We start from the raw sequence: 19963 nt of genomic DNA, 5'->3' as shown, positions 1-19963 counted from the left end.
CATCTTGTGTGTCACACATGTGGATAACGGGGATAGAAAGTGGCGCGGAGGGTTTCGATTTTTACCCGCGCAATGCGCGGGTGGCGCGACCAGGTCTCGTTCAGGAGAATTGGTGCGGGTCGGCACAGAAATAGGCGATGATCTGGCAAAGGTCCGGCTCGTTGACCATGCGCACTGCCTCGGCGGGGCTGACCCATTTGCGGGTGCGCGAGCGCTTTTCCTTCCACCGGTCGGCGATCTTGTCGACCTGCAGCGGAAATACCAGGACTTCGCAAGGCACTTCCTCGCCTGAAGACAATGCCTTGGCATAGAAGTAGCGGCCGGCTTCGTGGTGGGAGATCGTGCCGCGCAGTCCGGCTTCCTCGCCGGCCTCGCGTGCCGCCGCTTCGCAAAGCAGTTCCTTCGCCTCAGGCCAGCCCTTGGGAAGCACCCAGCGGCCGGTATCGCGGCTGGTGATCAGCATGATCTCGATGCCATGCTTGGTATCGCGCCAGGGCAGTGCTGCAACCTGCAGGCGGCACGGCGCTGTGCCGAAGAGCCGCTGGACCCTTTCGGCCAAATGGTTGTGCGTTGCTGGCGTCGTCAACATCGGAGAAGCTTGCCCCAGCCTCCAGAATCATCTGCCGTCTCGTGAATCTTACGGCTAATCATGGGCAATAAAAGTAAAAAACCTCATACGCACTGGTTAACCACGCCAAGAGGCGTCGATTCAGGAAATATCGTGCGCCGCGGCATGCTTTCAAGAAGTGGTCGCCGGCAAGAAGTGCTCGCCTGGCTGTTCCAGGAGAAAAGGCAGTTGCCGCGAATCAGCCGACGTGGTCGTCGGCGATCGGCTTCTGGTAGGTGAAGCCCATGTCCCACGGAAAATAGATCCAGGTGTCCTGGCTGACCTCGGTGACGAAGGTGTCGACCAGCGGCCTGCCTTTCGGCTTGGCATAGACGGTGGCGAAATGCGCCTTGGGCATCATGGCGCGCACGATGCCTGCGGTCTTGCCGGTGTCTGTGAGGTCGTCGATGATCAGCACGCCGGCGCCGTCATCGGCGAGCAGCGCCGGCGTGACCTCCTTCAGCACCTGCAGCTGCCCCTGGCTGGCGTAGTCGTGATAGGAGGCGACGCAAACCGTCTCGATGACCCGGATGCCGAGTTCACGCGAGATGATGGCGGCCGGAACCAGGCCGCCGCGTGTGATGCAGACGATCGCTTTCCATTGGCCTTTGTTGGCGCCGGCAAGCCGCCAGGCGAGCGCACGCGCGTCGCGGTGGAACTGATCCCAGGAGACTGGAAAGGCCTTTTCGGGAAGGGACATTTTTCTGCGCACTCCGCAGCGCGCGAGATCGCGCGCAGACACTTGAGGGAATGCGCGCGGAATTAACTGGAAAGCCTAAGTGTTGGCAAGTGGCGCAACCTCCAGTCCGATCGGCACAGCCACTTCCGGCGTCAGCACAGAAGTCGCGGCCGCGATCGCCCGCTTCACATCCTGCTCGCTGGTGCGCCAATTAACCACGCTGACGCGCATGGCGCGGAGGTTGCGCCAGGTCGTGCCGGAGAAGAAGGCTTCGCCAGTGGCATTGATTTTTTGAATTGTTTCGTCGGTAAAAGCATCGTTTTCCGCAGGTGAAGCGCCAGGCCGAGCGAACCTGAGCAGCCCTTGATTGAGCGTTGGCCTTGCAAGGATCTCGGCGCCCGGCAGTTCGCCGATCCCTTCGACGATGTTGGCGCAATGCGCGCAGCAGCGATCAACCAAAGCCTCCATGCCGCTGCGGCCGAGTTGCTTGAGGGCAGCATAGGCGGGAACGCCACGCGCGCGGCGAGAGTATTCCGGGTTCCAGTCTGACTGGTCCCGCGCGATTGTGGTCGGCGCGACATAGGATGCGCTCGATGTCATGGCAGTGCGATGTGCTTCCCGGTCCGCGATGATGGCGATACCGCAATCGAAAGGGACGTTCAGCCATTTGTGGCCGTCGGTCGCCCAGCTATCCGCCAGTTCCACGCCGTCCAGCAGGTGGCGGTACGTTCGGCTGGCGCGTGCGAACAGGCCGAAGGCACCGTCGATGTGAACCCAGGCGCCGGCTGAATGCGCCATCGATATCAACTCCCTGAACGCGTCACAGGCGCCTATGTTCAAGTCGGCAGCATTCAGCACCAGCATGGTCGGTTTGGAACTGTCGGAAAGCGCGCCGTCGAGAACCGCAGGAGAGACGCGTCCATCCCCGTCCGTTTTCAACTGATCAATAGCCTGGCGGCCGATCCCCAGAAAGCGCACCGCGCGGTCTACGGTGACGTGTCGCTGGTCGCTCGTCAGCACCCTGATCCCCGGCGCGCCAATCAGCCCGTCCTCTTCCATGTTCCAGCCGACGCGCCCCAGCAGCGCCGCGCGTGCAGCCGCAAGGCTGGTCATATGCGCCATTTGGCAACCGCTGGTGAACGCAAAAGAGGCGTCTCGCGGCAGGTCGAGCAACTCCTTGATCCATTCGCCGGCTGTTTCCTCGATCACGGCGGAGGCCGGACTGGAGGCATAGACGGTCGCGTTCTGATCCCAGGTGGTTACCAGCCAGTCGGCCGCCAGTGCGGATTCCAAGCCGCCGCCAATCACCCAGGCAAAGAAGCGTCCGCCTGCGCTGCCATGCATCCCGGGGCCGGCATCCCTGGCAAGTGCTTGAACCACTTCCTCTGCACTGCTGCCTTCGTATGGCAGTGGGCCGGCAAAAGACCGCTTGAGATCCATAAGACTGGCCGTTGCAGCCACTGAACGTTCATCCAATCCGTCGATCCAGGCTCGTGCTGCACGGTAGGCGAGATCTAGCGCCGTGTTCATTGAGTGGGTTCCTCAAGCGGTGTATTTGCCCATGCCCAGACGCAGCTAGCCGGCCACCATGCCGGCTGTGCAATTGGTTTTACTCAGTTTGGCCAAGGCTGATTGCTCCGACAAACGAAAAGGACTTACACTCGAGATCAATGAAATTGGCGAATTGGGGCTTGCCACTCATGCCGAACCACGCACGCTTTGGGCCGGATTCGGGCGTTCTGTTGGGGCTGGACAACTCTCTCCTGCGTACTCTGATGGCGGTTGTCGACACAGGCAGCTTCGTCGGTGCTGCCCGAACAGTGCACCGGACGCCATCTGCCATCAGCATGCAAATGAAACGGCTTGAAACGCAGATCAGACAGTCGATCTTTGTGCATCAAGGGCGCTCGATAATGTTGACGCCAGCAGGTGAAGCGCTTCTGACCTACGCGCGGCGCGCTCTTGGAATCGCCGAAGAGGCGATAGTGCGATTCAATCGCCTGTCGCACGGACGCGCCGTACGGCTGGGAATGACGGATGAATATGCCGTTGCGTTCCTTCCCTCGGTTCTCGCCAGCTATACAGCGGCCTATCCGTTGGTGGAGATCAGCGTGACGTGTCGCACAAGCAGCACGATGTTGCGGATGCTGGATGAGGGCGAACTGGATGTCGCACTGGTGACAGCTGGCGCGACGGGTCGAACTGGATCGCCCGACACGGCCATCCATAGAGATCGGCTTGTGTGGGCAGGCCTTGCGCATGGAACCGCCCATCTCCGTCGTCCGCTGGCGGTCGCCGCAGGTCCAACGAGTTGCATTTGGCGGAAGTCAGCCATCGACGCGCTCGACGCAGCCGGCATCTCTTATCAGATCGCTTGTACAAGTGAGAATCTCGCGGGCCAGCTTGCGCTGGTGGTGGCGGGGCTGGCAGTCGCGCCGTTGCCGATTGCAACCTTATCGGGAGAACTGGTGCCGTTTGGGCCTGAGCAAGGCCTTCCGTCGATTGGTTACTATGACGTGGCTTTGCGGCGCAGCCCTCATGCGCCCGATGACCTGACTTCCACCGTCGTTGACCATGTCGGGGCGTATTTCGCCGCGCGCCAGAGTTCTTGATCTAGGCTTCCTACCGCGACAGGAAAGCTGCCACCGGCACCGTACGCAGCACCGTGCGCGTGACCCCGCCGAACAGAAGCTGGCGCAGCCAGGAATGGCTGTAGGCGCCAAGCACGAGCAGGTCGGCGCCGGTTTCGGCAATCCTGGTCTGGATCACGTCGTCGACCGAATGGCCGCCCGATTGCAGCACCGAGACGCTGACCGTGGCGCCATGTCTGGACAGGGCGGCGGCGATTTCGGCGCCGGCCGCCTCGGGAGCCGCGTCAAGCGTATCCGGCGGGTCGATGACGACAATATCCGTCTTCTCGGCCTCGATGATGAAGGGCAGGGCGTCGAAGGCGGCGCGCGCGGCTTCCTTGCTGCCGTTCCAGGCGAGCAGCACATGCTTGAAGCTGGTGACGAGCGGTCCCGAATGGGGCACGACCAGCACCGGCCGGCCGGCGTCGTAGACCAGCGTGTCGACGTCGGCGCTCGGATCGCCGCCGGACTCGCGCTGCGCGGCGATGATCAGATCCGCGGTGCGAACGGTTGGGATGCCGGTCAGCGCGCTATCTCCGGAAAAGCTCTCGAGGCTGCGCCACTCGAAAGACAGGCCGGAATCCTCGATATGCCTGAGGAAAACCGCCCGCAATTTTTCAGCACGCTCCTTGTTCATGTCGGCTGAAACCTGCAGGAACTCGGTGTCGGGAAAGCCGGTGGCCGAGGTGTAGGGGACGGGAAGCGCTTCGGCATGAATGCCGATGAGATGGCTCTGGAACTTATCGGCAAGCGGAATGGCGCATTCGAGCACGCGCTCCGCATCCTGTTCGTTCTGCAGTATGGCGACGATGGTCTTGAATCGCATGGTAATCCCTCATTTTACGGCGATCGAAACTCGCCCGCGAGAAACGTTACAGTACCATGCTTGGTTCCGGCCTGATGCGTGTCGCCCAAAGTCCGCAGCGGTTTGGGACAGCGACATGCATGAAGCAAGAACCTAAAAGCGCGTCGCATGGATTCCTTTCAGACCACGCGCTTTAGCTCAACTGGCCGCGCTGGCGAGGCCTGCGACCATCGCCTCGACATCGGCGCGGGCGGCGTCCAGCGCTTCCTGGCTGCGGGCACGCACGACCAGCTCCGTCCAGAACTTGCCGTCGCCATATTTCGGATAGGACCCGATGATTGTATCCGGATGCGCCTTCTGAATGTCGCCCAGCGGTCCGCCGACCAGCCCTTCGCCGAACGGACAGTGCACCGTGGCCGACAGCATAATTGTGCCGGCCTTCAGCGTCGGCACCACATTGTCGAGCATCGCCTGGAAAATCGACGGCACGCCGGCCATGACATGGACGTTGCCAATACGAAAGCCCGGCGCGATGGACACAGGATTGTCGATATGGTCGGCACCGCGCGGCATCCGCGCCATGCGCTTGCGCGCCTCGGTGTATTCGATGCCGCGCGCGGCGTAGCTCGCTTCCAGCATGGCATAGGCTTTGGCGTCGTATTCGCAGGGCACGCCGAAGGCCTTGGCGATCGAATCCGCGGTGATGTCGTCATGCGTGGGGCCGATGCCGCCGGTCGTGAAGACATAGGTGTAACGGGCACGCATGGCATTCACCGCGGCGATGATCTCGTCTTCCTCGTCGGGAACGATGCGCACCTCCTTCAGGTCGATGCCGATCGCCGTCATGATATCGGCGAGGTGGCCGATATTCTTGTCCTTGGTGCGGCCGGACAGAATCTCGTCGCCGATGACGAGCATGGCGGCGGTGACGATTTCGGGCATGGGAGGCTCCGGCAAAAGGTCACCTGAGGCAGACAAGATCGCCTCAGGTAGAGAGGGTCGCCTGAGATAGCGCGGCGGATGGCCGGCGGCAATGCCGTCCGAACGACGGATCCACCTGTGCCATCTCCCTTGAGCGCGCGTTCGCAGGCTGATCTCGACAGGCGGGCACTTCGCCGATCTCGCGTTGCTCAAAACTGCCGAAGCATCCCAAACCTCTTCACGCACTGGTCACAAAAAGGTGTCGAAGCTTGCGCGCCTTAACGACCTTTTCATCGGAACTTCGAGCCGGCTGATGGATTCTTTGGCGGTCGCACGAAGTCGACATCTGCAACCACATGGAATGGAGTAGTCTCCTTATGCTTACCAAAATTCTCGCAGCCTCGGTCTTCACGATTGGCCTCGCCACGTCCGCAATGGCGCAATCGTCGGATGTTTTATCCAATAGCCCAGCTCCCACGAACCCAGTTCCCACCAACGAAGAGCGGATGACCGCTGATCCCAGCGCCACCGGCAGCATCAACGGCGACGCCTCGGGTCTGAACATCCAGGGCAACCCGGGCCCGGTTGGACCTTGCGCCTCGAACTCGCCAGGACCCGACGCCAACGCCCGAATGAACGTCAACGATCAGTACTGCGGCAAGTAATCAGCCCACGACCGGACCGGCCGGCAGGATGCTCTTCAACGGGCATCCGCGGCCGCCGGGACCGAGGCAGCGCGCTATTCCTTCACCGCGCCAGTCATCGACGAAACGTAGTGCTCGACAAAGAACGAATAGAGCACGACCACCGGCAGGGAGCCGATCAGCGCTCCGGCCATCAGCGCTCCCCACTCATAGACGTCGGAGCGGACAAGCTCCGTGAGCACCCCGACCGGCACAGTCTTGTTTTCGGACGACTGGATGAACGTCAGGGCGTAGATGAATTCGTTCCATGACAGGGTGAATGCGAATATCCCGGCCGAAATCAGTCCGGGCACCGACAGCGGCAGCACGATCTTGATGAGGATCTGCCACCGGCTCGCCCCGTCAATGAGCGCGCATTCTTCCAGTTCGAACGGGATGGAGCGGAAGTAGCCCATCAGCAGCCACGTGCAGAAGGGCACCAAGAAGGTCGGGTAGGTGAGGATGAGCGCGAAGGGCGTGTCGTAAAGCCCAAGGTTGAACACCATCACCGACAGCGGGATGAACAGGATCGAGGGCGGCACGAGATAGGCGAGGAAGACCGCGAGGCCGACCTGCCGCGCCCCTGAAAACCGCAGCCGCTCGATCGCATAGGCCGCGAACACCGCAGCCAGGAGCGACAGGAAGGTGGCGGCGGTGGAGATGATGATCGTGTTGAGCAGCCAGCCCGGATAGGACGTGTCGAACAAGAGATAGCGGATGTGCTCCAAGGTCGGGTGCACGACCCAGAACGGGTTGAAATTGGCGTAGTCGGTCATCTCGAGATTGGGCTTAACCGCCGTGATCGTCATCCAGTAGAACGGGAACAGCAGCACGATCACGAACACCAGCAACGGCAGATAGACCGTCACCACGCGCCGCGGCAGGCTCTGAAGGTAGCCCATGCCGCCTTCGTCGAGTTCCGGACGTTTCGTCTTCTTGGTCGTGGCCATGTCAGTCTCCGCCGCCCTGCTGCCATTTGCGGCGTTGCAAGCCGAAATAGCTGAACAGGATCGCCGCCAGCAGGAACGGGATCATGGCGACCGCAATCGCGGCGCCCTCGCCAAGCTGGCCCCCCGAAATGCCGCGTTGAAAGGACAGTGTCGCCATCAGATGGGTGGCATTCACCGGTCCGCCACGGGTCAGCACATAGATCAGCTGGAAATCGGTGAAGGTGAACAGCACCGAAAACGTCATGGTGATGGCGATGATCGGCGTCAGCAGCGGCAGCGTCACAAAGCGGAACAATTGCCAGCGGCTGGCGCCATCGAGCGTGGCGGCCTCGTAAAGCGACTGGGGAATCGTCTGCAGGCCGGCAAGCAGCGTGATGGCGACGAACGGAATGCCGCGCCAGACATTGGCCGCGATAACCGAAGCGCGCGCGTTCTCCGGGTCGCCGAGGAAATTGATGCGATGGTCGATCAGGCCCATTTCCATAAGCGCCCAGGACAGGATGGAGAACTGCGAATCGTAGATCCACCAGAAGGCGATGGCCGACAGCACCGTCGGCACCACCCACGGCAACAGCACGATGGCGCGGAAGAACGATTTGAAGGGAAGATTTTGATTGAGGATAAGCGCCAGCCAGAGGCCGAGCACGAACTTCAGGATCGAGGCGCTTATCGTGTAGAGCAAGGTGTTGAAGACGGAGAGCCAGAAGACGGCGTCATCCCACAGATATTGATAGTTTTCGGTGCCTATGAAGATACCGGGGCGGCCGATGCGGGCATCGGTGAAGCCGAGCCAGACGCCGAGCCCGAGCGGATAGGTCAGGAAGACCAGCAGCAGCGCTGCCGCCGGCAGCATGAAGCCGAAGCCAAGCGCGTTCCGGCTGTCGGCCAAGAGCGACAGGCTCCGCGACAGGATCGACGGACGCGGCTGAACGGCAGCGGACGACACGGCCATGGGACGGCTCCTCATAAGGTCTGGTGGCATGGTGGCCTGAGTGGCCGCCACGCGATTTCAGGAACCAGACCGGGCAGCGCGGTTGCGGCTGCCCGGCTCGGCTGTGATCAAACGCGATAGTACCGGTTTGCGCGCTTCTCCGCCTCTTCCATCGCCTCCTGGGCCGTCGCCTGGCCCGTCACGGCCTTGGCGAACATGTCCACCAGGACATAGTCGGCCATGGTCGCCGCCGAGGCATAGCCGAGCGGCCCGGCATAGCCATTGGGACGCAGCGTCGCCGAGGCCTTGGCGTAAGCGGCATTGTTCGGGTCGGCCGTCCACACCGGATTGTTGTCGAAGGCTTTGAGCGTCTGGCAGCAATAGCCGGCCGAGGAGGTGATCCACTCCGCCATCTGCTGCTCCTCGAACATGAACTGCAGATAGGCTTTGGCCGCGTTGGGGTAGGGTGTGTAGTCGAAGATCACGGCCGTGGTCACCTGGAACAACTCGACCGATTTTCCGACCGGACCGATCGGCAGGCTGGTCGTGCGCATGTCCTTGGCGATTTCAGCCAGTTTCGGATCATTGTCCTTGTTGGTCTTGGCCGTGTTATACACGGAAATGCCATTGGCGATGACGCCCAGTTCGCCGGCCAGGAAGGCGCGGTTGTTGTTCACGTCGAGCCAGCTTTCGGTGCCGGGGATGAATGTCTTGTAGAGTTCCTGCGCGTATTCGATCGCCTTGAGGGTCTCGGGGCTGTTGATCGCCACCTTTCCGCTCTCGTCGACCATCTGGCCGCCGTGGCTCCACAGCAGCCAGTGAGCGTAGTTGTTGCCGTCGCCAACGCCATGGCCGTGCGTGAAGCCGGCCGGATGTCCCTTCGCCTGCAAGGCCTTGCAAAGCTCGAGGAAGCCTGCGGTGTCCTTCGGAAACTCCGAGAAGCCAGCCTCCTTCACCCAGCTTTCCCGGTAGACGATGGCATTGCCGATGGTTGCCAGAGGCAGGCCGAGGAATTTTCCCTCCCGCGTCGCATATTGCTTTGGCCCGTCGTGCCAGCCGCCGTATTTCGAGCCCAGATACTCACCCAGTTCCGTGACGTCGTGCAGCTTGTCGGGGTACTGGTGCGGGTCGTCGAACCAGACCAACATGAGATCTGGACCGGAGCCGACATTGGCGGCGACCGCCGCCTTGGGGCGAATGTCCTCCCAGCTTTCCTTGTCGACGCGAACCTCGACGCCTGTCGCCTCGGTGAACCGCTTGGTGTTGGCCAGCCATTGATCCTCATCGCCCTGCACGAAGGGCGACCAACGCAGCATCCGCAGCTTCGCGCCGTCTTCGGGCTTGTACGTCAACCCCTCCTGGGCAAAGGCGGAAGAGCCGACGAACCGGCTTCCCAAGGCTCCCGCCGCCACGCCGGCGGTCGTGCGGATCACGTCACGTCTGGTGAATTTCATGCTCGTTTCCTCCTGTTATTCGTTGCCGTGGTTCTTACTGTTCGCTGCGCGTCTTGAATCGCTTTCCGGTCTCGCCGTGGAAGAGATGGATTAGGCCGGGCTCGGCCGTGAGGCGTATGGTCTCGCCCGGCGCGAAGGAGTGGCGCTCCCGGAAATTCGCGACGATCTCTTCGCCGCCAGCCGTCCGGCCGATGAGTTGCAATTCGGACCCTGTCGGCTCGACCACCGCGACCGTCACCGGAATGCCCCTGTCGTCGGACAGCCGCAAATGCTCGGGCCGTATTCCCAGCACCACCGGCTCGCCACTGCCGATGGACAGTGCTGTGGCCAATGGGACTGAAATCCCGCCGGAGCCGCGAAACGACGGTGAGCCGCCATCGGTTGTGATTTCGCCCCGCAGCATGTTCATGGCGGGCGAGCCGATAAAACTGGCGACAAAGATATTATCCGGCCGGTCGTAGAGTTCCAACGGCGGCCCGATCTGCTCGACGATGCCGTCATGCATGACCACGATCTTGTCGGCCATGGTCATGGCCTCGATCTGGTCATGGGTGACATAGACGGTCGTGGTCTTCAGGCGCTGGTGCAATTCCTTGATCTCGGCGCGCATCTGCACCCTGAGCTTGGCGTCGAGATTGGACAGCGGCTCGTCGAACAGGAAGACCGCCGGATCGCGCACGATCGCCCGGCCCATGGCGACGCGCTGGCGCTGGCCGCCGGAAAGCTGCCGGGGATAGCGTGCCAGCAACGGCACCAGTCCCAGGATTTCGGCGGCGCGCTGGACGCTAGCACTACTCTCGGCTTTCGCGACGCCCTTGAGCATGAGCGAGAACGCCATGTTCTCTGCGACGGTCATGTGCGGGTAGAGCGCGTAGTTCTGGAAGACCATGGCGACGTCGCGTTCTTTTGGCGCAACGTTGTTGACGACACGCTCGCCAATCGCGATCTGGCCGCGCGAAATCTTTTCCAGGCCGGCAATCATCCTGAGAAGCGTTGATTTTCCGCAGCCCGACGGTCCGACCAGCGTGACGAACTCGCCATCGTCTATATCCACGCTGACGCCGTGGAGAATCTCGACGGTTCCAAATGATTTGTAGACATCGCCAATCGCGACAGACGCCATCGATTTCCTCCCGAATGCTTCCTGCGACGTCTTCGAAGGAAACCGCTTTCCTAACTGGCCCGCGGCAGCTCCCAAGCTCCTCCCTGGTCACGCGCGATGATGAAACGGTAGCGCTACCAGACCGCCCTGTAAAGCGGCTGCGTGGCAAGCGCTCTTCTTCGTCGCACCTGATCGTGAGCGTTCCCAACGGGACTGAGATTCGTCATGTCCGGGATCGGAGCAAGAGAATAACTTGCCAAGCCCCAGCTCCCAAAACCGGAGGTGCGAGAAGCCATCAGCAACGACGCCAGCCTAATCGGAAACTTCGGTTTGCGGCCGGTCCCGGCCATCGGCGAGCTCGTCGTGCCATTTGCCGTCGGCGTCCTCGTACTGGATGCCGTCCGTGGTGCCGGCGACCTGCTGTTCGGCCGAAGCGATCTCGGCGGCGCGCAGCGCGTCCTCGTGAGTAGGAAACGTTTCCGAGAATGTCGCGCCGACCTTGTAGGCCCAGCCCCCGTCATGTTCGACGATCTTGTAGGTCAGCTTCGCCATGAAATCCTCCGGTGGAAAAAGCTCCGTCTGCTCAATGCAGTTTGTCTTCGGGCAGTTTGCGTTCGGGCAGCTTGCCGTCGGACAATCTCTCGTCGGGAACCAGCACGTCCGATTCCTTCGCGGCCTCGACCAATGCCCGGCGCGCATCCGCTGTCGAACGATAACCCTCCAGCACTTTTAGGCAAGTGTCGAGAGCATCGCGATGCCGAGGACCACGATTGAGTGGCCAGACCGTCATCAGGCACTCCGCTGCTTCCTGGGTGCTACGGATCTCACGGTATTTGCCGACATGGCCAAGCTCGACCACGACCGGCTTTTCAAAAGGCTTGTTGTCCATCATCGCCGGCAACGCGGAGCGACCGATTTGGTTGCAACGCCTCGGCGCAAAGGTCTCAAGTGCCGCGATTAATGGGGCCGCGGTCATTGGGGCCGCAGCCAGTGGAAACGGGACGGTCAGCCCGCCGCCTTCATCCAGTGCCGCATCGTCGTCACCGAGCGGGCAAGCTGCGGCGCCGGGTGGATCTTCTCGCCGAATGTGGCCGCGGCGCGCCACGCCCAGCGCGGGTCGGCCAGGAAGGCGCGGGCCAGAGCCACCATGTCGGCACGGCCTTCGGCGACGATCGCCTCGGCCTGCTTCGGATCGTCGATCAGGCCGACGGCCCGCGTCGGGATGCCAGCGCCCTTGCGCACGGCTTCCGCCAGGTGCACCTGGTAGCCCGGGCCTGTCGGCAGCTTCTGCAGCGGCGAATTGCCGCCGCTCGAGCAGCAGAGATAAGCGACGCCCTCCGCCTTCAGCGCCTTGACCACTTCGATCGCGTCCTCGACATCGAAGCCGCCATCGACCCACTCCTTGACCGACAGACGCGCCCCAAGCATCAGCTTGGGGACGGCTTTTCTCACCGCCTTTGCGATCTCGACGACAAAACGCATGCGGTTTTCCAGCGAGCCGCCCCAGCGGTCGGTGCGCTGGTTGGAAAGCGGCGACAGGAACTGGAAGATCAGATAGCCATGGGCTGCGTGCAATTCGATGAAGTCGAAACCGGCACGTTCGGCCCGCCTTGCCGCATCAGTGAAGCGTTCGATGATGTGCAGGATCTCCTCATCCTCCAGCGCCCGCGGCACCTGCCAGCCCGTGTCGTAAGCTATTGCCGAGGCAGACACGATCGGCCACGGGTCCTGATCGGCCTTCAGCGGTCCGCCGCCTTCCCACGGTTTCTGGTTGGAAGCCTTGCGGCCTGCATGGGCAAGCTGCGTGCCGAACCTGGTGCCGGGGGCGGCGACGCGCTTGGCGGCATCCAGCGCGCGCCGGGCGGCTGCCTCGTTGTCGTCGGAATAAAGGCCGAGGCAGCCATGCGAGATGCGGCCGCGCCGCTCGACGTCGGTCATCTCGACGGTGACCATGCCGGCGCCGGACATCGCCAGGTTCATCCAGTGGTACAGGTGCCAGTCGCTGGCGGACCCGTCATCGGCGGAATACTGGCACATCGGCGCCACCGCGATGCGGTTGGGAAAGGTGAGGCCGTCAAGCGTGATCGGCTGGAAAAGGGATGTGGTCATCAAAAAACTCCGGGGAGGGGCTGCCGCTATTTAGGCAGTGGATTGCGCCTGCGCCATACACGAGGCGGTGAAGCGCACCTCTGGACCAATGGCTGCCGGGATTGCGCAAAGGCCGGTTCGCGGTTAGCGCATGACCCCGAAAATCAATTCCGATTTTCGGAAAGGATCATGCGCAGATCGAAAGTGCTACAGCGTCCTTTGCGCGTCCAAGAGGACGCGCGGCGCTGTAGTCCTCGCCACCGACAGCACGGAGTCCGTCATGGAAGATCGCATTCGCATCCGTTCGGAGGAAATCCTTTCCGACGACTGGGCCGTCCTGAAAAAGACCGTCCTCGATTATCGCCGGCGTGACGGGCAATGGGAGACGCAGATCCGCCAGACCTACGATCGCGGCGACGGGGCGGTGATCCTGCCTTACGATCCCGAGCGCTCGACGGTTCTGCTCGTGCGGCAGTTCCGCTACCCGGCCTACGTCACCGGCCACCGCGAGCCGCTGATCGAGGCCTGCGCCGGCCTGCTCGATGAACACGATCCGGAAACCTGCATCCGCAAGGAGGCGGAAGAGGAACTGGGCTACCGGCTGAAGGACGTTGAACGGCTGTTTGCGCCCTATATGAGCCCTGGCAGCGTGACCGAGCGGCTTTGGTTCTTCATCGCGCGCTACTCGCCCGCCGACCGCATCTCGGACGGCGGCGGCGCGCCGGAAGAAGGCGAGGACATCGAGGTTCTGGAAATGCCGCTCGATGAGGCTTTGGCCGGCATTTACGACGGCCGCATTATCGATGCCAAGACGATCATCCTGATCCAGCATCTGAAGCTGAACCTGATCCGGGCCTGACCCGTGCCGGAATCTGGGTGCAGCGAAGGGGCGCGGCAAACATGAGCGCCGGAAAGCTGGGTTCGCTGAAGCGGGTTGGCGCGATGGCGCTGCTGCTGGTCCTGAATGTCGCGCTGCTGGTCAGCTACCGGCGCCTGACCCAGCGTTTCTCCGAAAGGATGCGGCATCTGCCCAGTTTTGCTGCCCCGGCGACCTTCACGGAAAAGATCCATTGGCGCAAGATTTTCGACGACGATCCGCGGTTTGCGATTGTGCTCGACAAGCTGAAAGCCAAGGAATTCGTCCGGGATCGGCTTCCCTGGCTGCTTGTCCCGGCGGTGCTGTGGCGCGGCGACGACCCGCGCGAAATCCCCTTCGACGAATTGACGATTCCATACATCGTCAAATGCAATCACGGCTGCAACATGAATGCCGTCGTTCCGGACCCCGCAACCGCCGATCGGGACGCGATCATTGCCGAGATGTCCAGGCACCTCGCCGAGACCTATGGCAGCCGCAAGCTGGAGCGCGGCTATGCCCACATCAAGCCGCAGGTTTTCGTCGAGACGCTGATCGGCAAGGATCATGACTATCAGCCCATCGACTACAAGTTCAACGTGATTGCCGGCCGTGTCGCCTTTGTCGTGGTCACGTCTTTCCGCTCGACGGTGCGGAAGACGGCACTTTTCGATCGCGACTGGCGCCGGCTGGCAGTCGTCCAGGGCGGCATCGACGCGTCGCTGGAAATTGCCCGGCCGCAAAGCTTTTCGCGCATGGTCGAGGCTGCCGAGATACTGGGCGGCGAATTCGACATGATGCGAGTCGATTTCTACGAAGACGGCGGAGAGCCGGTGTTCGGCGAATTCACGATCTATCCCCGCAGCGGCCTGCAGCAATTCGAGCCGCCGGCTTTCGATCGTGAACTGGGCGCGTGCTGGGATATTGCGGCGTCCGGCTATCTGAGCCGCCCGTCGAGCAGGTTTGCGCGCCGCTACAGGGCCGTGCTTGTCGCTGCCGGCCGCATCTGAAACAGAGCGACGGTCTCTTCGCGGTCCAAATCCACGGCACGAGGCGGCGGGCGAATTTATCGGCGAGAGAAATCCGTGTAGGAGAGAAACCCGCATCGCATCGCCGGCTTCGGTCGGCCGGGACCCCTCGGTCATTCCGAATTCAGGGTTCGCTTTGGCCGACGTAGCGATGCACGAGCTCTTTCCAATCGGGATGATGGGGTCACCGTCAGCACGGCGCGGTTGATGTCCTCCATGAGCGGGCTGCCGCTTGGAATGGCGATCGCGTAGTCGCGGACCGCCAGGGTTTGCGGCAGGATAAGCAAGTCGTTCCACTGGTATTCCTGGATCATGTGTCCAAGGATGGCGCGCTCCACCACCAGCGCCTCCACTTCACCGCGCTTGAGCGCCTTGCTGGCCTGGATCAGGAAAGGGTAGGTCTGCACCTTCAGGCCCTGCGCCTTAGTCCACAACTCGCCGGCTGTACCCGCCACTGTTCCCACACGGGCTCGCGGCAAGTCTTCGGGACCGTCAACGCTGCTCTTAAGCCGGCCAACGACCAAAGACGAGGCGAGCGTCGCCGAAAAGGTGGCGATGCAGAAAATGCTGGTGAACATCCAGACAAGAGCGATGGCGCGGCCGCGCCAAGTGATCGGCGTCTTGTCGCCATAGCCGGTCGTCGTCATCGTCACGGCGGCCCACCAGATGCCATCGCCAATGCCCTGCATCATGCGGGGATCGAAATGGCCGGGATTGCGGCGTCGCTCGATCAGCCACAACGACGTGCCGACAAGCAGCAGTAGACCCACGAGGCCGCCGATTGGAACAAGCAACTGCCAGGTAAACAGCCTGCGCAGGGTCGCCAGGATACCGGCGGTTGGCTCGCTGCGCACCGCGACACCAACGCCCGCGGCGAAGTAGGCATGCGAGAAATCGAAGCGCGCCTCACCGTCCGTCGTGACCGGCATGGCGGCGACCACCAGATCGATTTGGCGGGTCTGCAAGGCCTGGACCATGGCATCGGGATCATAGTCGAACTCGCGGAATTCATAGCCAAGGTTCAATTGCGAGGCCACTTTTTGCCAGAGCTCGATGCTCAGGCCGCTCCATACGCCATCATCGCCGCGCGATGCAAAGGGTGGCACCCGCATCATGCCGACGACGAGCTTGCGTACGCGGAAATCCTCGACCCGCGGCTCGGCGAGCGCCGGCATGGAGAATGCCCAGGCGAGCACGCCGACCGCCAAACCGACGACCCGGCGCGCGCTCATGGCTCGCCCGCCGCGATCTCGACATAGCCGGCGCGCTTCACCAAGGCCTGTCCGGCGGGGCCGGTGCAGTACGCGATGAACGAGGCGGCAAGTCCCGACGGCGTCCCCGGATTGATCAAAAGCAAGGCGCGTGTCAGCGGGTAGCTGCCTGACCACACCGTATCGGCGCTCGGCAAGACCGAGGAAGATTGGCTGCGTATGGCCAGGACATGGACGAGGTCCGAGGCATTGCGGAGCGCTCCGAGGCCGGTGTATCCGATAGCATTCGGCTGCGCGGAGACCTCGGCGACAATGGCCTCGTTTGTTGGCAATTCCTTTGCCACACCCTCCCTTTGTCCTTTCAATACCCGCTCGGCGAACACCTCCTCGGTTCCAGACCCTTTGGCGCGGGCAAGTGGTTGGATCTCGCCGGGGCCGCCGCTGAGCTCCCGCCATTGCGATAAATCTCCGGACCAGATGGCGCGGAGCTGATCGACATCGATTTCGCGCAGCGGGTTGGTTCGGTGCACGACGATAGCAACGCCGTCCAGCGCCAGCTCGAACTGCGTCAGATCGATACCTTTCGCGGTTGCGAACCCAATCTCCTTCGGCGACAGTGGCCGTGAGATCATGCCGATATCGATCATGCCGTGGAGCAGCGCTGCCATACCGTCGCCGGAGCCGCCGCCGCGCACGATGATGTCGGCCTCGGGATTGTCGGCCATGAATGCCTCGGCGCAGACCGTGACGACCGGCCGCATCGTTTCGGAACCCATTATTTGCAGTGAACCGCCAGTAACCGGCCCGGAGACCAGTACAGAAGCCGGCCCAGAGCCCGGCATTGCCCGGCTGCCGTAGAAACACCAGGCGGCCAACGCAACGATGATGGCTGTCGCAATGGACGATGCCGCGACCCACGCGACACTCGGTCTCGTGTTGATTGGCGGTTCCAGTCTTTGCCCCCGATCAGCGAAATGTGGTCGCGTATTCGGAAACTGCACCGGGACAGGTGTCAGTTTGGTGACATAGAGCCAGGCTGGCTCTTGTTTGCCTCCGACCAGCCCAGTTGGGGTCGCCAGCCGCGGGCCGTTCAATGAGAAATTCGCTGGTCGGCGCGCGATGTCGCTCACAACAGGCCGGCCGCCATCACATTCCAAACGGTCCGGGCACTGCCGGCTCGCGAAGCCATAAATACAATCTGGTGCGGACGCCGGGAATCGAACCCGGATAGCCGTAGCTGAGGGATTTTAAGTCCCTTGCGTCTACCAATTCCGCCACGTCCGCAGGCCAGTCCTTTTCAGACGCCAGCCAAAGGCCGTCAAGCCATCTTCTGCCATCGCTGAAACCTGGTACAAAAAACCCGCCTTGACGGCGGGCCGTTGGCGCAATCAGCACCGCGCCCACATAGCTGCCGTCACCGAGCCAGCTCCAACCACCCACAGAGATTCAAACAAGATCGCTGGAACTATTTCGCAGCGGCTGAGTTTCGGACTAAAGTTACTGGAACCCCGAACATGGCAGAGTTTGACACAGGACGAGGGAAGTCTGTTGCCAAGGCCGTACGGCAATTGATCCGTTCCGAAGATAATCGCCGGCATTTACACGACGTGCTAAATCTGGCTGTCGACCTCCGGCTGCCCAGCACTCTTGCCCCATTACTTGAGGCGCTTGATCAGACTGGACGGGAATCATTTCCGCAATGCCGTAGGCCAAACGAGCGGTGACCGGGTAAAACGCGCTAAATCTTCTCCTCTATCCATGCTCCACCCCCATGGCTCAACGCTACGACATTGAGAAGACACCTGAAGGCACCTGGGACATCATTGATGTGTTCACTGGCCTGCCGGTTGTCGAGGTGGGCGTCCCCTTGATCGACATGCCCATCGAAGAGGCCGACGATCTGGTCGACCTTCTCAACTGCCGCGACAGGGAACAGCGGGAGGATACTTAGCGGCCGGCGCCGAAACAAAAAACCCGCCTCGGCGGCGGGTCGTTGGCGCAAATCAGCACCATGCCGATAGCATAACTGCCGTCACAAAGCAACGAATCGCGACCTCGCAACGAAACGCGAGAATCACGATCGATGTGAAGGCCGAGGAGCGCTCAAGCAATCCGCTGATCTCGCTGGTCAAAATCCGCGCGGCTTGGCACAGTCGGGAAAACAGGAGTCCCTTCATGGCGAAGACCGCGCGTGCGACGAAACCAAAACCCTGGGCCGAGGTGTCGACGCATCTGGTCGACGTGGCGATGGGCAGGCGGCCCGCCGATCTCGTCATCCGCAATGGGCGCTGGGTCAACGTTCACTCCGGCGAGATCATCGCCGGCACCGACATTGCCATTGCCGGCGGCCGCTTCGCCTATTGCGGGCCGAATGCCGGTCACGCTATCGGGCAGGGCACCAAGGTGGTCGACGCCGGCGGGCGCTATCTGGTGCCGGGCCTTTGCGACGCGCACATGCATGTCGAGAGCGGCATGGTGACGGTGACGGAGTTCTGCCGCGCGGTTATCCCGCATGGCACCACCTCGATGTTCATCGACCCGCATGAAATCGCCAACGTGCTCGGCCTGCCGGGCGTGCGGCTGATGCATGACGAGGCCGTCGCCATGCCGATCAACGTGCATGTGCAGATGCCGTCCTGCGTGCCCTCCGCACCGGGGCTGGAGCATGCCGGCGCCGAGTTGACGGTCGCCGATGTCACCGAGGCGATGACCTGGGAAAACGTCATCGGGCTTGGCGAGGTGATGAATTTTCCCGGTGTCGCGGCCAACGATCCGGTGATGTCGGGCGAGATCGCCGCGACGGTGAGGGCGGGCAAGACCGTCGGCGGCCATTACGCCTCGCGCGATCTCGGCCTGCCGTTCCACGGCTATGTCGCCGGCGGACCCGAGGACGACCATGAAGGCACGCGCGCCGAGGACGCGATCGCCCGCGTCCGCCAGGGCATGAAGGCGATGCTGAGGCTGGGCTCCGCCTGGTACGACGTCGCCTCGCAGATCAAGGCGGTGACGGAGAGCGGGCTCGACCCGCGCAACTTCATCCTGTGCACCGACGACAGCCATTCCGGCACGCTTGTCCATGAAGGCCATATGGACCGGGTGGTCCGGCACGCCATCAGCCAGGGGTTGAAGCCGGTGACGGCGATCCAGATGGCGACGCTCAACACCGCCCAGCATTTCAAGCTGGAGCGCGAGTTGGGCTCGATCGCGCCGGGGCGGCTCGCCGATCTGCTGATCGTCTCCGATCTGGCCGCGATGACCATCGACGAGGTCTATGGCCGCGGCGTCAGGCTGGCCAAGGGCGGCAAGCTCGAAATCGACATTCCGGCCTATGACTATCCGAAGACGGCGAAGAACACCGTCAAGCTCGGCAAGAAGCTCAAACCGGGGGATTTCGACATCGTGGCGCCCATGGGCGCCAACGAGGTGCGGGTGCGGGTCATCGGCGTGATCGAGAACCAGGCGCCGACGCGGGCTCTCGAGGCCGATCTTCCGGTGGAGGACGGGCTGGTCGCCATGGACCGTCGCAACGACGTTTGCCAGATCGCGGTGGTCGAGCGTCACCGGGGCACCGGCGGCGTCACCAATGCCTTCGTCTCCGGCTTCGGCTATATGGCCGACTGCGCCATGGCCTCCAGCGTGGCGCATGATGCGCACCACATCATCGTCGTCGGCACCTCCAAGCAGGACATGGCACTGGCGGTCAACCGGCTGGGCGAGGTCGGCGGTGGAGTCGTGCTGTTCTCCAAGGGCAAGGAACTGGCACTGGTCGAAATGCCGATCGCCGGGCTGATGTCGGACGAGCGCGCCGAAATCGTGGCAGTCAAGGCCGACATGCTCACCGAGGCGATGCGCAAGATGGGCTGTTCGCTGAACAACGCCTACATGCAGCACTCGCTGCTGGCGCTGGTCGTCATCCCGGAACTGAGGATTTCCGATGTCGGCCTGATCGACGTGACGACGTTCCAGAAGGTTGATCTGTTCGTTTAGGGTTGCTGCGGTGTAGAACCTTTGATGCCGG

At 62.4% G+C, this 19963-nt stretch carries 20 protein-coding genes and 1 tRNA gene; 6 read left to right on the top strand and 15 right to left on the bottom strand.

Annotated features, from left to right (window positions below; genetic code table 11):
- Window positions 1-100 precede the first annotated feature (100 nt).
- From EJ075_RS29900 to EJ075_RS29890, 3 genes are all read right to left on the bottom strand, one after another.
- On the bottom strand, window positions 101-589 hold the full coding sequence (locus tag EJ075_RS29900) for an NUDIX hydrolase (protein ID WP_126106778.1): 489 nt from the start codon (window positions 587-589) through the stop codon (window positions 101-103).
- Window positions 590-806: 217 nt separating this feature from the next.
- The gene (gene gpt / locus EJ075_RS29895; RefSeq protein ID WP_029353723.1) at window positions 807-1307 is read right to left on the bottom strand and encodes a xanthine phosphoribosyltransferase; all 501 of its coding nucleotides are present in this window, start codon (window positions 1305-1307) and stop codon (window positions 807-809) included.
- 75 nt (window positions 1308-1382) lie between these two features.
- Window positions 1383-2747 carry a pyridoxal-dependent decarboxylase gene (locus EJ075_RS29890; protein WP_245458045.1) on the bottom strand — a complete coding sequence of 455 codons (1365 nt, stop codon included), beginning with the start codon at window positions 2745-2747 and terminating at the stop codon, window positions 1383-1385.
- Between the two features lie 209 nt (window positions 2748-2956).
- On the opposite strand from EJ075_RS29890, the gene EJ075_RS29885 reads away from it, so the two are divergent.
- Complete coding sequence (locus EJ075_RS29885; RefSeq protein WP_126106776.1) at window positions 2957-3898, top strand: LysR substrate-binding domain-containing protein; 942 nt, start codon at window positions 2957-2959, stop codon at window positions 3896-3898.
- 10 nt (window positions 3899-3908) lie between these two features.
- Here the strand turns inward: EJ075_RS29885 and EJ075_RS29880 are convergent, their stop codons facing one another.
- On the bottom strand, window positions 3909-4742 hold the full coding sequence (locus EJ075_RS29880) for a universal stress protein (RefSeq protein WP_095489530.1): 834 nt from the start codon (window positions 4740-4742) through the stop codon (window positions 3909-3911).
- 177 nt (window positions 4743-4919) lie between these two features.
- Complete coding sequence (locus EJ075_RS29875; RefSeq protein WP_126106775.1) at window positions 4920-5663, bottom strand: competence/damage-inducible protein A; 744 nt, start codon at window positions 5661-5663, stop codon at window positions 4920-4922.
- 356 nt (window positions 5664-6019) lie between these two features.
- Between EJ075_RS29875 and EJ075_RS29870 the strand changes: the two genes are divergently transcribed.
- The gene (locus EJ075_RS29870; protein WP_126106774.1) at window positions 6020-6307 is read left to right on the top strand and encodes a hypothetical protein; all 288 of its coding nucleotides are present in this window, start codon (window positions 6020-6022) and stop codon (window positions 6305-6307) included.
- 74 nt (window positions 6308-6381) lie between these two features.
- Here the strand turns inward: EJ075_RS29870 and EJ075_RS29865 are convergent, their stop codons facing one another.
- The 7 genes from EJ075_RS29865 to EJ075_RS29835 all read right to left on the bottom strand — a co-directional run bounded on the left by EJ075_RS29865 (window position 6382) and on the right by EJ075_RS29835 (window position 12871).
- Window positions 6382-7275: a carbohydrate ABC transporter permease gene (locus EJ075_RS29865; protein ID WP_126106773.1), complete on the bottom strand. Its 894-nt coding sequence runs from the start codon at window positions 7273-7275 to the stop codon at window positions 6382-6384.
- A 1-nt stretch (window position 7276) separates the two neighbouring features.
- Window positions 7277-8227 carry a sugar ABC transporter permease gene (locus EJ075_RS29860; RefSeq protein WP_126106772.1) on the bottom strand — a complete coding sequence of 317 codons (951 nt, stop codon included), beginning with the start codon at window positions 8225-8227 and terminating at the stop codon, window positions 7277-7279.
- A 107-nt stretch (window positions 8228-8334) separates the two neighbouring features.
- A complete protein-coding gene (locus EJ075_RS29855; RefSeq protein ID WP_126106771.1) occupies window positions 8335-9660 on the bottom strand; it encodes an ABC transporter substrate-binding protein in 1326 nt (441 codons plus the stop codon).
- A 34-nt stretch (window positions 9661-9694) separates the two neighbouring features.
- Entirely contained in the window at window positions 9695-10783 is a 1089-nt protein-coding gene (gene ugpC, locus EJ075_RS29850) for a sn-glycerol-3-phosphate ABC transporter ATP-binding protein UgpC (protein WP_126106770.1), read from the bottom strand.
- Between the two features lie 291 nt (window positions 10784-11074).
- Window positions 11075-11314 carry a DUF2188 domain-containing protein gene (locus tag EJ075_RS29845; RefSeq protein ID WP_095489524.1) on the bottom strand — a complete coding sequence of 80 codons (240 nt, stop codon included), beginning with the start codon at window positions 11312-11314 and terminating at the stop codon, window positions 11075-11077.
- 31 nt (window positions 11315-11345) lie between these two features.
- Window positions 11346-11654, bottom strand: a complete 309-nt coding sequence (locus EJ075_RS29840; RefSeq protein ID WP_095489523.1) for a DUF982 domain-containing protein — start codon at window positions 11652-11654, stop codon at window positions 11346-11348.
- Between the two features lie 113 nt (window positions 11655-11767).
- Window positions 11768-12871: an NADH:flavin oxidoreductase/NADH oxidase gene (locus EJ075_RS29835; RefSeq protein WP_126106769.1), complete on the bottom strand. Its 1104-nt coding sequence runs from the start codon at window positions 12869-12871 to the stop codon at window positions 11768-11770.
- A 259-nt stretch (window positions 12872-13130) separates the two neighbouring features.
- Between EJ075_RS29835 and EJ075_RS29830 the strand changes: the two genes are divergently transcribed.
- On the top strand, window positions 13131-13709 hold the full coding sequence (locus EJ075_RS29830) for an NUDIX domain-containing protein (RefSeq protein WP_095489674.1): 579 nt from the start codon (window positions 13131-13133) through the stop codon (window positions 13707-13709).
- Between the two features lie 41 nt (window positions 13710-13750).
- Window positions 13751-14716, top strand: a complete 966-nt coding sequence (locus EJ075_RS29825) for an ATP-grasp fold amidoligase family protein (protein ID WP_095489521.1) — start codon at window positions 13751-13753, stop codon at window positions 14714-14716.
- 131 nt (window positions 14717-14847) lie between these two features.
- On the opposite strand, the gene EJ075_RS29820 is transcribed toward EJ075_RS29825, so the two are convergent.
- From EJ075_RS29820 to EJ075_RS29810, 3 genes are all read right to left on the bottom strand, one after another.
- Complete coding sequence (locus tag EJ075_RS29820; protein ID WP_126106768.1) at window positions 14848-15966, bottom strand: transporter substrate-binding domain-containing protein; 1119 nt, start codon at window positions 15964-15966, stop codon at window positions 14848-14850.
- Window positions 15963-16787 carry a phosphate ABC transporter substrate-binding protein gene (locus tag EJ075_RS29815; protein ID WP_126106767.1) on the bottom strand — a complete coding sequence of 275 codons (825 nt, stop codon included), beginning with the start codon at window positions 16785-16787 and terminating at the stop codon, window positions 15963-15965. Before EJ075_RS29815 ends, EJ075_RS29820 begins: the two co-directional genes overlap by 4 nt.
- Window positions 16788-17144: 357 nt before the next feature.
- Window positions 17145-17229, bottom strand: a tRNA-Leu gene (locus EJ075_RS29810).
- A 487-nt stretch (window positions 17230-17716) separates the two neighbouring features.
- On the opposite strand from EJ075_RS29810, the gene EJ075_RS29805 reads away from it, so the two are divergent.
- Window positions 17717-17896: a hypothetical protein gene (locus EJ075_RS29805; protein WP_095489518.1), complete on the top strand. Its 180-nt coding sequence runs from the start codon at window positions 17717-17719 to the stop codon at window positions 17894-17896.
- Window positions 17897-18120: 224 nt separating this feature from the next.
- Window positions 18121-19932, top strand: a complete 1812-nt coding sequence (gene ade / locus EJ075_RS29800) for an adenine deaminase (RefSeq protein WP_095489673.1) — start codon at window positions 18121-18123, stop codon at window positions 19930-19932.
- Window positions 19933-19963 lie beyond the last annotated feature (31 nt).

Origin of the sequence: Mesorhizobium sp. M6A.T.Cr.TU.016.01.1.1, assembly GCF_003952585.1 — a bacterium.
Taxonomy (GTDB): domain Bacteria; phylum Pseudomonadota; class Alphaproteobacteria; order Rhizobiales; family Rhizobiaceae; genus Mesorhizobium; species Mesorhizobium mediterraneum.
The sequence above is the reverse complement of the archived record's forward strand: the minus strand, read 5'-3'. Positions and strand labels throughout refer to the sequence as shown.

Excerpts from the sequence above, each read along its gene's own strand:
- EJ075_RS29900 (WP_126106778.1), bottom strand. The coding sequence starts at position 589 with ATGTTGACGACGCCAGCAACGCACAACCATTTGGCCGAAAGGGTCCAG.
- gpt (WP_029353723.1), bottom strand. The coding sequence starts at position 1,307 with ATGTCCCTTCCCGAAAAGGCCTTTCCAGTCTCCTGGGATCAGTTCCAC.
- EJ075_RS29885 (WP_126106776.1), top strand. The coding sequence starts at position 2,957 with ATGAAATTGGCGAATTGGGGCTTGCCACTCATGCCGAACCACGCACGC.
- EJ075_RS29880 (WP_095489530.1), bottom strand. The coding sequence starts at position 4,742 with ATGCGATTCAAGACCATCGTCGCCATACTGCAGAACGAACAGGATGCG.
- EJ075_RS29875 (WP_126106775.1), bottom strand. The coding sequence starts at position 5,663 with ATGCCCGAAATCGTCACCGCCGCCATGCTCGTCATCGGCGACGAGATT.
- EJ075_RS29870 (WP_126106774.1), top strand. The coding sequence starts at position 6,020 with ATGCTTACCAAAATTCTCGCAGCCTCGGTCTTCACGATTGGCCTCGCC.
- EJ075_RS29865 (WP_126106773.1), bottom strand. The coding sequence starts at position 7,275 with ATGGCCACGACCAAGAAGACGAAACGTCCGGAACTCGACGAAGGCGGC.
- EJ075_RS29860 (WP_126106772.1), bottom strand. The coding sequence starts at position 8,227 with ATGGCCGTGTCGTCCGCTGCCGTTCAGCCGCGTCCGTCGATCCTGTCG.
- EJ075_RS29855 (WP_126106771.1), bottom strand. The coding sequence starts at position 9,660 with ATGAAATTCACCAGACGTGACGTGATCCGCACGACCGCCGGCGTGGCG.
- ugpC (WP_126106770.1), bottom strand. The coding sequence starts at position 10,783 with ATGGCGTCTGTCGCGATTGGCGATGTCTACAAATCATTTGGAACCGTC.
- EJ075_RS29845 (WP_095489524.1), bottom strand. The coding sequence starts at position 11,314 with ATGGCGAAGCTGACCTACAAGATCGTCGAACATGACGGGGGCTGGGCC.
- EJ075_RS29840 (WP_095489523.1), bottom strand. The coding sequence starts at position 11,654 with ATGATGGACAACAAGCCTTTTGAAAAGCCGGTCGTGGTCGAGCTTGGC.
- EJ075_RS29835 (WP_126106769.1), bottom strand. The coding sequence starts at position 12,871 with ATGACCACATCCCTTTTCCAGCCGATCACGCTTGACGGCCTCACCTTT.
- EJ075_RS29830 (WP_095489674.1), top strand. The coding sequence starts at position 13,131 with ATGGAAGATCGCATTCGCATCCGTTCGGAGGAAATCCTTTCCGACGAC.
- EJ075_RS29825 (WP_095489521.1), top strand. The coding sequence starts at position 13,751 with ATGAGCGCCGGAAAGCTGGGTTCGCTGAAGCGGGTTGGCGCGATGGCG.
- EJ075_RS29820 (WP_126106768.1), bottom strand. The coding sequence starts at position 15,966 with ATGAGCGCGCGCCGGGTCGTCGGTTTGGCGGTCGGCGTGCTCGCCTGG.
- EJ075_RS29815 (WP_126106767.1), bottom strand. The coding sequence starts at position 16,787 with ATGCCGGGCTCTGGGCCGGCTTCTGTACTGGTCTCCGGGCCGGTTACT.
- EJ075_RS29805 (WP_095489518.1), top strand. The coding sequence starts at position 17,717 with ATGGCTCAACGCTACGACATTGAGAAGACACCTGAAGGCACCTGGGAC.
- ade (WP_095489673.1), top strand. The coding sequence starts at position 18,121 with ATGGCGAAGACCGCGCGTGCGACGAAACCAAAACCCTGGGCCGAGGTG.